Source organism: Pseudomonas sp. B22(2017) (assembly GCF_002113105.1).
Classification (GTDB): domain Bacteria; phylum Pseudomonadota; class Gammaproteobacteria; order Pseudomonadales; family Pseudomonadaceae; genus Aquipseudomonas; species Aquipseudomonas asiatica.
The window spans coordinates 336,613-349,018 of record NZ_NEJN01000005.1 but is presented as its reverse complement, the minus strand read 5'-3'; the positions used below and the strand labels follow the sequence as shown (position 1 = coordinate 349,018).

Sequence of the window (12,406 nt, the reverse complement as noted above, 5' to 3'; positions counted from 1 at the left end):
AGCCAATAGACAGGCTTTGTCAGCACCGGCCTTTTCGCAGCACAAGGCTGCTCCTACAGAACCTCGCCGAACCAATGAGTCATGTGTTGTTCTATGAGAGCTGGCTTGCCGGCGATAGGGCCAGTGCAGGTCAAGCCAATCTGTGCAGCCCCCGCCACCGATCCAGCCCCAGCAACACCAGCCCAATCCCCCAGAACCCCGCCAACACCCCCAGGGCATTGAGCACTACCTGCCCATACCCCAGGCTCGCCACGTCGATGAACGGGTAGGCATACACGCCAATCTCGCTCCCACGCCACAGCGCGTAGGCAAAATACGTCGCCGGATAAACCGCCCAGACCAGCAGATGCCATAGCCGCAACCTACCTTTGGGCACCTCGCACCACCAGTACAAGGCATATAGCACGGGCATCACATCGTGCAGCAACTCGTCCGCCAGCCATTGCCAGCCCTGCGGTTGCCACAAGTGACGCAAAAGCACGCTGTAGGCCAATGCCACCAGCACGATGCTGGCAGCCACTGCGGAACTCACCGAAGGCGACAGGAAAAAGCGTTTGGCACGGCCTTCCCGGCCAAACGCCGCATAACTGAGCACCGTTGCCACCAGGGTGTTGGTCAACACGGTGAAATACCCGAACACATTGATCAGACCACCCACCAGGCTGGCCTGCTCCTGCCAACGCGCCAGCAGCACCAGATACACCTGCACGGTCAGGCCGAACCAGCCCAGCACGGCCATGCCGGTCAGCCAGGGGCGACGTGGCATGTCAGGCCTGGCGCTGCAGCTTCACGTACAGCTGCTCGACCTTTTCCCGTGCCCACGGCGTCTTGCGCAGGAAGGTCAGGCTCGACTTGATGGTCGGGTTGCTTTTGAAGCAGCGCACATCGATGCGCTCGGCCAGGCCCTGCCATTGGTAGTGCGCCACCAGCTCGGTGAGGATCTGTTCGAGGGTTTTGCCGTGCAGCGCGTTGTGTTGGGCCGTGCTCATGCCAGTGCTCCGTAGGAAAGATGCGCACCTTACACGAGTGTAGTGGTGGGTGGGATCAGGTGAGTCAACAGAAAAACCGCTGGCCAGGCGCAAAACCTCTGTGCTGAAATAGAGATGTTATATTGTAACAATACAAAAGCATCTGCCAAGGAACGCCCCATCCCCATGCTGTACACACCGCTTCGCCTCTCTCCCCTCGCCGTCGCGCTCTGGCTTGCCGCACCACCCAGCCAAGCGGTGGAGCTCGAGCCCCAGGTCATCACCGCCAACCCTTTGGGTAACAGCCAGCTGGCCGCCCCCAGCACCGTGCTCGAAGGCGACGACCTGCTGCAACAGCAGCACGGCAGCCTCGGTGAAACCCTGAACAAGCAGCCCGGAGTCGCCTCCACCTGGTTCGGCCCTGGCGCCAGTCGCCCGGTAATTCGTGGCCTGGATGGCGACCGCATTCGCATCCTGCGCAATGGCGTCGGCGCCCTCGACGCTTCATCACTGTCCTACGACCACGCCGTGCCGCTGGACCCGGTGACCGTCGACCGTGTCGAGATCGTCCGTGGCCCGGCCGCCCTGCTCTACGGCGGCAACGCCATCGGCGGCGTGGTCAATACCTTCGACAACCGCATCCCGGATGCCCCCATCGAGGGCATCCACGGTGCCGGTGAACTGCGCTACGGCGGCGCCGATACCACCCGCAGCAGCGCTGGCAAGCTGGAGGCCGGCAACGGTGCCTTCGCCCTGCACCTGGATGCCAACAGCCGCCAGTTCAACGACCTGCGCATCCCCGCTTACGCGCGCAGTTCCAAGGTGCGCGATGCCGACGAACCCGGCAGCAAGCACCGCCTGGAAAACAGCGACGGCCGCCAGGACGGTGGCGCCCTGGGTGGCGCCTACCATTGGGACCACGGTTACGCCGGCCTGTCGTACAGCCGCTACGACAGTAACTATGGCTCGGTGGCCGAGCCAGGTGTGCGCCTGGACATGAAGCAGGACCATTACGCCTTCGCCTCCGAGCTGCGTGACCTGGACGGCCCGTTCACTTCGATCAAGGTCGATGCCGGCTACACCGACTACGAGCATCGTGAAATCGAAGAAGGCGAGGTCCACACCACCTTCAGGAACAAGGGCTATGAAGCACGTATCGAAGCTCGCCACCAACCGCTCGGGCCGGTAGAAGGCGTGATCGGCGCCCAGGTCAGCCGCAACGAATTCTCCGCGTTGGGCGAGGAAGCCTTCGTCCCGCACACCGACACCGACAGCCTGGCGCTGTTCATGCTGGAGCAGTGGCAAGCCACCGAGCGCCTCAACCTGAGCCTGGGTGCACGCATGGAGCACACCCGGGTCGATCCGGATGCCAAAGGCAACGAGAACTTCGCCGACGCCGACAGCGCCAGCAGTTTCAACACCTTCAGCCTGTCTTCCGGGGCGGTGTACCAGCTCGACCCGGTCTGGTCGCTGGCCGCCAACCTCGGCTACACCGAGCGCGCCCCGACCTTCTACGAGCTGTATGCCAATGGTGCCCACGTGGCCACCGGAGCCTTTGAAGTCGGCGATGCCAGCCTGAACAAGGAAAAAGCCGTTTCCGCCGACCTGGCCCTGCGTTTCGACAACGGCACCCACAAGGGCAGTGTCGGGGTGTTCTACAGCCACTTCCGCAACTACATCGGCCTGATCAGCACCGGCAACATCCGCGAGGGGCATGACCACGATCATGATGAGGATGACCACGACCATGATCACGATCATGACCACGGCGGTTTCCCGGAGTACCAGTATCAGGGCGTGCGGGCGCGATTCTATGGCATCGAGGCCCAGGATCGCTGGCAGCTGGCCGAGAACCGTTACGGCAGCTTCGCGTTGGAAGTGTCTGGTGACTACACCCGGGCCAAGAACCTGGACAGTGGCGAGCCGCTGCCCCGCATCGCCCCGCTGCGCCTGAACAGCGGCCTGGTCTGGGAGCTGGACCGCTGGCAGGCGCGGGTCGACGTGCAACACGCTGCGTCTCAGCATCGCAAACCGGCCAACGAAACCAGCACTGATGGCTATACCACGCTAGGGGCCAGCGTTGGTTACCGCTTCGAAGTTGGCCAGAGCCAGTGGCTGGCGTTTGTGCGCGGCGAAAACCTGACGGACCAGACCGTGCGCTATGCCAGCTCGATCCTGCGCGACATCGCCCCGGCGCCGGGGCGTAGTGTGGAAGTGGGTCTGCGTACCACCTTCTGAAATCGTGGGGGCGCTTCGCGCCCCTTTCGCCGGCAAGCCCCACCGGTATTGCTTCTGCCTCAAGTGCAACGCCATCCTGTGGGAGCTGGCTTGCCGGCGATTGGGCTGCAAAGCAGCCGCCTCTGCAGCCAATTATTACCTGTCGAACAACAATCCACTGCGACAATTTGTCTTTTTTTCTTACAACTTCCCCTATATCCTCCCCGCCGCAAGCTGAATCGCTTCATCGAAACCATCTTGTCGCCATTTCCATTGAAGGGCCCGCCCTTCGATGCGCTTGCCGTTTATTCAACAATCAGAAGATAGCGCTATCTCATGCTCCAACTGCCCAAAACCTGTTACATCGGCCTAGCCCTCAGCGCCCTGGCGGCTCCCAGCAGCGCCAGCGAGATGTTCGCCAGCGATTCGCCATGGATGCTCGGCGACTGGGGTGGCACCCGCAGCGAACTGCTGGAAAAAGGCTACGACTTCACCCTCGGCTACACCGGCGAGATGGGCAGCAACCTGCATGGTGGCTACGACCACGACCGCACCGCGCGCTACAGCGACCAGTTCACCTTCGGCAGCCACCTGGACCTGGAGAAGATCCTCGGCTGGAAAGACACCGAATTCCAGCTGACCATTACCGAGCGCCACGGCGACAACATCAGCAACGACCGTATCAACGACCCGCGTGTCGGCGGCTTCACCTCGGCCCAGGAGGTCTGGGGCCGTGGCGAAACCTGGCGGCTGACGCAGATGTGGATCAAGCAGAAGTACTTCGATGGCGCACTGGATGTGAAATTCGGCCGTTTCGGCGAAGGCGAAGACTTCAACAGCTTCCCCTGCGACTTCCAGAACCTGGCCTTCTGCGGCTCGCAGGTAGGCAACTGGGTAGGTGGCATCTGGTACAACTGGCCGGTCAGCCAGTGGGCCCTGCGCGTCCGCTACAACCTCAGCGATGCGCTCTACGCCCAGGTCGGCGTGTACGAGCAGAACCCCTCCAACCTGGAGTCGGGCAACGGCTTCAAGCTCAGCGGCAGCGGCACCCAAGGCGCGGTAATGCCGATCGAACTGGTATGGAGCCCACAGGTCAATGGCCTGAAAGGGGAATATCGCGCTGGCTACTACTACAGTAATGCCAAGGCACAGGATGTTCTCAAGGACAGCAATGGCCAGCCGGCAGCCCTCAGCGGCGCCGCCTACCGCAGCAGTTCGAGCAAGCACGGCTTGTGGCTCGGCGCCCAGCAGCAGGTGACTTCGCTGGCGTCCGACCAGTCGCGTGGCCTGAACCTGTTCGCCAACGCCACGGTGCACGACAAGAAGACCAATGCCATCGACAACTATGTTCAGGCAGGACTGGTATACAAAGGGCCATTCGACGCCCGCGCCAAGGACGACATCGGTTTCGCCCTCGCCCGCGTGCACGTCAACCCTGCCTATCGCAAGAACGCGCGTCTGGTCAACCAGGCCGCCGGCATCGACGACTATGACAACCCCGGTTTCCTGCCGGTACAGGACACCGAGTACAGCGCCGAGCTGTATTACGGCATCCACTTGGCCGACTGGCTCACGGTACGCCCCAACCTGCAGTACATCCGCCACCCGGGCGGGGTGTCGCAAGTCGATGGCGCCCTGATCGGCGGCCTGAAGATCCAGAGCAGTTTCTAACCCCTTTCTTGACCTGACGGAGAACCTACGATGAGCACTGAAGGTGCCAACAATGGAAGCCGCTGGCTACCGCGCCTGATCGGCGCGCTGCTGTTGCTGATGGGCTTGGCCCTGCTGGCTGGCGGCATCAAGCTGAGCCAGCTGGGCGGATCGCTGTACTACCTGATCGCCGGAATCGGCTTTGCCCTGTCTGGTATCCTGCTGCTGGCCCAACGCCGCATCGCCCTGGGCCTGTACGGCCTGGTACTGCTGGGCAGCACCGCATGGGCCCTGTTCGAAGTGGGCCTGGACTGGTGGCAACTGGTGCCACGCCTGGCCATCTGGTTTGCCATCGGCGTGGTCCTGCTGCTGCCTTGGGCGCGTCGTCCGCTGGTCGGCCCGGCCAGCAAGGCCAACACTGCGCTGCTCGGCGTTGCAGTGGTAGCATCTGGCGCTTGTGCCCTGGGCAGCCAGTTCACCCACCCCGGTGAAGTGTTTGGCGAACTGGGCCGCGACAGCAGCGAAATGGCCAGCGCCGCCCCGGCCATGCCCGACGGTGAATGGCAGGCCTACGGCCGCACCGAGCACGGCGACCGCTATTCGCCACTGCGCCAGATCACCCCGCAGAACGCTTACCGCCTGGAAGAGGCCTGGCGCATCCGCACCGGTGACCTGCCGACCGAAAACGACCCTGTGGAGCTGACCAACCAGAACACCCCACTGAAGGTCAACGGCATGCTCTATGCCTGCACCGCGCATAGCCGCTTGCTGGCCCTGGACCCGGACACCGGCGCGGAAATCTGGCGCTTTGATCCACAGGTCAAGAGCCCCGTCGGCACCTTCAAAGGCTTTGCCCACATGACCTGCCGTGGCGTTTCGTACTATGACGAAAACCGTTACGTCAGCCGCGACGGCAGCCCGGCACCGAAAATTACCGACGCCGGCCAAGCCGTGGCCCAGGCCTGCCCTCGCCGCCTCTACCTGCCGACTGCGGACGCCCGCCTGATCGCCATCAATGCCGACAACGGCAAGGTCTGCGAAGGCTTCGCCAACCAGGGCGTGATCGACCTCACCACCGGCATCGGCCCGTTCACCGCTGGCGGCTACTACTCCACCTCGCCAGCCGCAATCACCCGTGACCTGGTGATCATCGGTGGCCACGTCACCGACAACGAGTCGACCAACGAGCCATCCGGCGTGATCCGCGCTTACGATGTACACGATGGTCACCTGGTGTGGAACTGGGACAGCAACAACCCGGACGACACCCAGCCACTGGCCCCCGGCAAGATGTACAGCCGCAACTCGGCCAACATGTGGTCGATCGCCAGCGTCGATGAAGACCTCGGCATGATCTACCTGCCACTGGGCAACCAGACCCCGGACCAGTGGGGCGCCGACCGCACCCCGGGCGCCGAGAAGTACAGCGCCGGCGTGGTCGCACTCGACCTGGCCACCGGCAAGGCTCGCTGGAACTACCAGTTCACCCACCACGACCTGTGGGACATGGACGTCGGCAGCCAGCCGACCCTGGTCCACCTGAAGACCGACGATGGCGTGAAGCCGGCAATCATCGTGCCGACCAAGCAAGGCAGCCTGTACGTGCTCGACCGCCGCGACGGTACGCCGATCGTGCCGATCCGCGAGATCCCCACCCCTCAAGGTGCGGTGAAGGGTGACCACACCTCGCCGACCCAAGCCCGCTCCGACCTCAACCTGCTCGGCCCTGAGCTGACCGAACAGGCCATGTGGGGCGCCACGCCGTTCGACCAGATGCTGTGCCGCATCCAGTTCCGCGAACTGCGTTACGAAGGCCAATATACTCCACCGTCCGAGCAAGGCTCGCTGGTCTACCCGGGCAACGTCGGTGTGTTCAACTGGGGTAGCGTGTCGGTCGACCCGGTGCGCCAACTGCTGTTCACCTCGCCCAACTACATGGCCTTCGTGTCGAAGATGATCCCGCGTGAGCAGGTGGCCGAGGGCAGCAAGCGCGAAAGCGAGACCAGCGGCGTGCAGCCGAACACCGGCGCACCGTACGCAGTGACCATGCACCCGTTCATGTCGCCCCTGGGCGTACCGTGCCAGGCCCCGGCCTGGGGCTATGTCGCCGCCATCGACCTGTTCACCAACAAGGTGGTGTGGAAGCACAAGAACGGCACCACCCGCGACAGCACCCCGGTGCCGATCGGCCTGCCGGTTGGCGTGCCGAGCATGGGCGGCTCGATCGTCACCGCTGGTGGCGTCGGTTTCCTCAGCGGCACCCTGGACCAGTACCTGCGCGCCTATGACGTGAACAACGGCAAGGAACTGTGGAAAGCCCGCCTGCCCGCGGGTGGCCAGGCCACGCCGATGACCTACAGCGGCAAGGATGGCAAGCAGTACGTGCTGGTGACTGCCGGCGGGCATGGCTCGCTGGGCACCAGGATGGGCGACTACATCATCGCTTACAAACTGGCTGAGTAATCCAGAGATGCGGCAGTGAACCTGCTGCCGCATTCGCGGGTAAACCCGCTCCCACAGGTACGGCGCTACCCCCAAGTTCGGCGCCGTACCTGTGGGAGCGGGTTTACCCGCGAAGAGGCCGGTACAGGCATCACTCCTATCTGCACCCTTCAACTACCATTGAAACCCATCCCCCCGCGCCCCATCTAAGCACCATAGTCATTCACGCAGGTGCCCCATGAGCAACCAGCAGGATTTCCCGGAACATCCCGACGAACACAGCGAAGTCGAACACACCACACCCCAGGCCGAAACCGGCCACGCCCTCGCCCTGCCCGGCCAGCAGCTGCCGGACAAGGTCTACGTGATCCCGATCCACAACCGTCCGTTCTTCCCGGCCCAGGTGCTGCCGGTCATCGTCAATGAAGACCCTTGGGCAGAAACCCTGGACCTGGTAGCCAAGTCGCCAGACCACAGCCTGGCCCTGTTCTTCATGGATACCCCGCCAGAAGACCACCGCCACTTCGATACCTCGGCGCTGCCGCAGTACGGCACGCTGGTAAAGGTGCACCACGCCAGCCGCGAAAACGGCAAGCTGCAGTTCGTCGCCCAGGGCCTGACCCGGGTACGCATCCGTACCTGGCTCAAGCACCACCGCCCGCCGTACCTTGTAGAGGTCGAATACCCGCGCCAGCCCGCCGAGCCGACCGACGAGGTCAAGGCCTATGGCATGGCGCTGATCAACGCGATCAAGGAACTGCTGCCACTCAACCCGCTGTACAGCGAAGAGCTGAAAAACTACCTCAACCGCTTCAGCCCCAACGACCCGTCGCCGCTCACCGACTTCGCCGCCGCCCTCACCTCGGCCACCGGCAACCAGTTGCAGGAAGTGCTCGACTGCGTCCCCATGCTCAAACGCATGGAAAAGGTCCTGCCGATGCTGCGCAAAGAGGTCGAGGTCGCGCGCCTGCAGAACGAGATCTCGGCCGAAGTCAACCGGCAGATCGGCGAGCACCAGCGCGAGTTCTTCCTCAAGGAACAGCTCAAGGTCATCCAGCAGGAGCTGGGCCTGACCAAGGACGACCGCAGCGCCGACCTGGAGCAGTTCGAGCAGCGCCTCGAGGGCAAGACCCTGCCGGACCAGGCGCGCAAGCGCATCGACGAAGAGATGGGCAAGCTGGCCATCCTCGAAACCGGCTCGCCCGAATACGCCGTCACCCGCAACTACCTGGACTGGGCAACCGCCCTGCCCTGGGGTGTGTACGGCAAGGACAAGCTCGACCTCAACCACGCGCGCAAAGTCCTCGACCAGCACCACGCCGGCCTCGATGACATCAAGGAGCGCATTCTCGAGTTCCTTGCCGTGGGCGCCTGGAAAGGCGAGATCAGCGGCTCGATCGTGCTGCTGGTGGGCCCGCCTGGGGTAGGCAAGACCAGCATCGGCAAATCCATCGCCGAATCGCTCGGCCGGCCGTTCTACCGCTTCAGTGTCGGCGGCATGCGTGACGAGGCCGAGATCAAGGGCCATCGCCGCACCTACATCGGCGCCCAGCCCGGCAAGCTGGTGCAGGCCCTGAAGGACGTCGAAGTGATGAACCCGGTGATCATGCTCGACGAGATCGACAAGATGGGCCAGAGCTATCAGGGCGACCCGGCTTCAGCGCTGCTGGAAACCCTGGACCCAGAGCAGAACGTCGACTTCCTCGACCACTACCTCGACCTGCGCCTGGACCTGTCCAAGGTGCTGTTCGTGTGCACCGCCAACACCCTGGACTCGATCCCCGGGCCATTGCTCGACCGTATGGAAGTGATCCGCCTGTCCGGCTATATCACCGAAGAGAAACTGGCTATCGCCAAGCGCCACCTGTGGCCCAAGCAGCTGGAAAAGGCTGGCGTGGCCAAGACCAGCCTCGGCATCAGCGACAGCGCCCTGCGTGCGGTGATCGAAGGCTATGCCCGCGAAGCCGGGGTACGCCAATTGGAGAAACAACTGGGCAAGCTGGTGCGCAAGGCCGTGGTCAAGCTGCTGGACAACCCCGAAGCCAAGCTGAAGATCGGCACCAAGGACCTGGAAGCTGCGCTCGGCATGCCCGTGTTCCGCAGCGAGCAGGTGCTGGCCGGCAAAGGCGTGATCACTGGCCTGGCCTGGACCAGCATGGGCGGCGCCACGCTGCCGATCGAAGCCACCCGCATCCACAGCCTCAACCGCGGCTTCAAGCTGACCGGCAAGCTGGGTGAGGTGATGAAAGAGTCGGCCGAAATCGCCTATAGCTACGTCAGCTCCAACCTCAAGCAGTTTGGTGGTGACCCAGGTTTCTTCAACGAAGCGTTCATTCACCTGCACGTGCCCGAAGGCGCCACGCCCAAGGACGGCCCAAGTGCCGGTATCACCATGGCCAGCGCCCTGCTGTCGCTGGCCCGTGACCAGGCGCCGAAGAAAGGGGTGGCCATGACTGGCGAGCTGACCCTGACCGGGCAGGTCCTGCCGATTGGCGGTGTGCGCGAGAAGGTGATTGCAGCACGGCGGCAGAAGATCTTCGAGCTGATCTTGCCGGAGCCTAACCGCGGGGACTATGAAGAACTGCCGGACTACCTGCGCGAAGGCCTGACCGTGCATTTCGCCAAGCGCTTCGCCGACGTGGCCAAAGTCCTGTTCTGAGCTGCTCCGGCCCCTTCGCGGGCTTGCCCGCTCCTACAGGGAAATCACAGTTTTCAATTACTGTGCAATACCTGTTGGAGCGGGCAAGCCCGCGAAGAGGCCGGCACAGGCAACACAAATCTCCTCGATCATCGGTTATCCTCAGGCCATCGCCAGCCTCCGGAGCCAACATGACCGCCCCTCGTCTGCTCGTTCCCCTGAGCTTCGCCCTGATTTCCGCCTGCGCTCAACAGCCTACGCAACCCGTCGAACTGGACGCCGAAAGCGAATGCCCGACACGCCTGCAGGTTGGCCAGGTGCTGACACTGACCCTGCCCAGCAACCCATCCACCGGCTATCGCTGGCGCGTCGAAAACCCCGCCGCCAATGTACTGCGCAGCCTTGGCCCGGAGGTGTACAGCGCTCCCGAGGAGGAAGACCTGGTCGGCAATGCCGGTGTCTCCACCTGGCGCTACCAGGCCAGCGGTACCGGCGATGGCCAGTTGGTGCTTGTGTACCAGCAGCCGTGGGCCGCAGATATTGCGCCCGTACAAACCTTCGACTGCAAGATCATCGTCCGCTAAAGGCCGCAGCTCCGTCCCGGGCAACCTGAACGGCCACTTGTTAGGGGCAGAGGCCCCTCGGCGCCCCGCCCCTTGAGCGCCGCCATGGCAAGAATCGCGGCCTTTGGCTAAAATGCGTCTCCGTTTCACCCTGTATCGAGCCCTCCCGTGAGCAAACAACCCGACCGCCTTTTCGCCCAGCCCCTGGAGCAAGTGCCCGACTTCGCCTTCAACGAGGATGTGGTGCGCGTGTTCCCGGACATGATCAAGCGCTCGGTGCCAGGCTACCCGACCATCGTCGAGAACCTCGGCGTGCTGGCCGCGCGCTTCGCCCAGCCGCACACCGCGTTGTACGACCTCGGTGCCTCGTTGGGTGCCGTTACCCAGTCGCTGCGCCGCCATGTGCGCAGTGATGGCTGCCGGGTGATTGCCGTGGACAACTCCGCGGCGATGGTCGAGCGTTGCCGCCAATACCTCACTGCCCAGGACTCGATGTTCCAGGAACTGCTGCCGGTGCAGGTGCTGGAAGCCGACATCCTGGCCCTGCCATTCGAGCCCGCCTCGGTGGTGGCGATGAACTTCACCCTGCAATTCGTCGCCCCCGACCAGCGCCTGGAACTGCTTGGCCGCATCCGCCAGGCGCTTTTGCCCGGTGGTGCGCTGATCCTCTCGGAAAAACTGCGCTTCGCCGATGCGGAACAGCAGGACCTGCTCAATGAACTGCACCTGGACTTCAAACGTGCCAATGGCTACAGCGAACTGGAAATTGCCCAGAAGCGCAGCGCCATCGAGAACGTGATGAAGCCCGACACCCTCGAAGCCCACCAGGCGCGCCTGCGCGCAGCCGGTTTCTCGAAGGTGGTGCCCTGGTTCCAATGCCTTAACTTCGCCTCGTTGATTGCCCTGCCATGATCGATCTGTCCCCCCTAGTCCGCCGCCTGGCGGGCACGCCCCTGGCTTCCTGGTCGCAAGGCCTGCAAGCGCAACTGGAAGCCAAGCTGGAGAAGGGCCACGGTGACCTCGACCGCTGGCGCGGTGCGCTGGAAGCCCTGCCCGCGCTGCAGCCGAGCGAAGTCGACCTGGTCAACGGGCTGCGCCTGGACTGCGATTGCGACGACGCGACCCGCGCGCAGATGCATCATGCACTAATGGGACTGTCGCCCTGGCGCAAAGGCCCCTTCGACCTGTTCGGCGTGCATGTGGATACCGAATGGCGTTCGGACTGGAAATGGTCGCGGGTTGGCCCGCACCTGGACCTCAAGGGCAAGCGCGTGCTCGACGTGGGCTGCGGCAACGGCTACTACCAGTGGCGCATGCTCGGTGCCGGTGCCGACATGGTGATTGGCGTCGATCCCAACTGGCTGTTCTTCTGCCAGTTCCAGGCCGTCCAGCAATACCTGCCAGAGCTGCCCGCCTGGCACCTGCCATTCGCCCTGGAAGACCTGCCGGCCAACCTTGAAGGTTTCGACACGGTGTTTTCCATGGGGGTGTTCTACCATCGCCGCTCGCCCATCGAGCACCTGCTGGCGCTCAAGGACTGCCTGGTCAAAGGCGGGGAACTGGTGCTGGAAACCCTGGTGATCGAGGGTGACGAAAACCAGGTGCTGGTACCTGAGGACCGCTATGCACAGATGCGCAACGTCTGGTACCTGCCGTCGGTGCCAGCCCTGGAGCGCTGGTTGCGCCGTGCCGGTTTCAGCGACGTGCGTTGCGTCGACGTAAGCGTGACCAGCGTCGAGGAACAGCGCAGCACCGAGTGGATGCGCTACCAGTCACTGGGCGACTTCCTCGACCCGAACGACCACAGCAAGACCATCGAAGGCCTGCCGGCCCCACGCCGCGCCACCCTGCTGGCGCGCAAATAAAAAAGGCGCCCGGATGGGCGCCCGAATACACCTGCGCCGAGGAGCTGTCACGGCGCAGGTGCT

General features: G+C 63.6%; 9 protein-coding genes. 7 read left to right on the top strand and 2 right to left on the bottom strand.

Annotated elements, in window-relative coordinates; all coding sequences use genetic code 11:
- Positions 1–130: 130 nt before the first annotated feature.
- Together CAG18_RS14100 and CAG18_RS14095 are read right to left on the bottom strand one after the other, a co-directional pair.
- Positions 131–766 (bottom strand): Pr6Pr family membrane protein, encoded by a 636-nt coding sequence (locus CAG18_RS14100; protein WP_015271585.1) that lies wholly within the window; start codon positions 764–766, stop codon positions 131–133.
- 1 nt (position 767) lies between these two features.
- A complete protein-coding gene (locus tag CAG18_RS14095; RefSeq protein WP_003252112.1) occupies positions 768–989 on the bottom strand; it encodes a VF530 family DNA-binding protein in 222 nt (73 codons plus the stop codon).
- 165 nt (positions 990–1,154) lie between these two features.
- Between CAG18_RS14095 and CAG18_RS14090 the strand changes: the two genes are divergently transcribed.
- The 7 genes from CAG18_RS14090 to cmoB all read left to right on the top strand — a co-directional run bounded on the left by CAG18_RS14090 (position 1,155) and on the right by cmoB (position 12,343).
- Entirely contained in the window at positions 1,155–3,206 is a 2,052-nt protein-coding gene (locus tag CAG18_RS14090) for a TonB-dependent receptor (RefSeq protein ID WP_085721063.1), read from the top strand.
- 315 nt (positions 3,207–3,521) lie between these two features.
- A complete protein-coding gene (locus tag CAG18_RS14085) occupies positions 3,522–4,856 on the top strand; it encodes a carbohydrate porin (protein WP_085721062.1) in 1,335 nt (444 codons plus the stop codon).
- 30 nt (positions 4,857–4,886) lie between these two features.
- Positions 4,887–7,298: a glucose/quinate/shikimate family membrane-bound PQQ-dependent dehydrogenase gene (locus CAG18_RS14080; protein ID WP_085721061.1), complete on the top strand. Its 2,412-nt coding sequence runs from the start codon at positions 4,887–4,889 to the stop codon at positions 7,296–7,298.
- A 217-nt stretch (positions 7,299–7,515) separates the two neighbouring features.
- Complete coding sequence (gene lon, locus CAG18_RS14075) at positions 7,516–9,936, top strand: endopeptidase La (protein WP_085721060.1); 2,421 nt, start codon at positions 7,516–7,518, stop codon at positions 9,934–9,936.
- 170 nt (positions 9,937–10,106) lie between these two features.
- A complete protein-coding gene (locus CAG18_RS14070) occupies positions 10,107–10,499 on the top strand; it encodes a protease inhibitor I42 family protein (protein ID WP_013973987.1) in 393 nt (130 codons plus the stop codon).
- 147 nt (positions 10,500–10,646) lie between these two features.
- Positions 10,647–11,390, top strand: coding sequence for a carboxy-S-adenosyl-L-methionine synthase CmoA (gene cmoA, locus CAG18_RS14065; protein ID WP_015271589.1), 744 nt, complete (start codon positions 10,647–10,649; stop codon positions 11,388–11,390).
- Positions 11,387–12,343, top strand: coding sequence for a tRNA 5-methoxyuridine(34)/uridine 5-oxyacetic acid(34) synthase CmoB (cmoB, locus tag CAG18_RS14060; RefSeq protein ID WP_015271590.1), 957 nt, complete (start codon positions 11,387–11,389; stop codon positions 12,341–12,343). Before cmoA ends, cmoB begins: the two co-directional genes overlap by 4 nt.
- Positions 12,344–12,406: the final 63 nt, after the last annotated feature.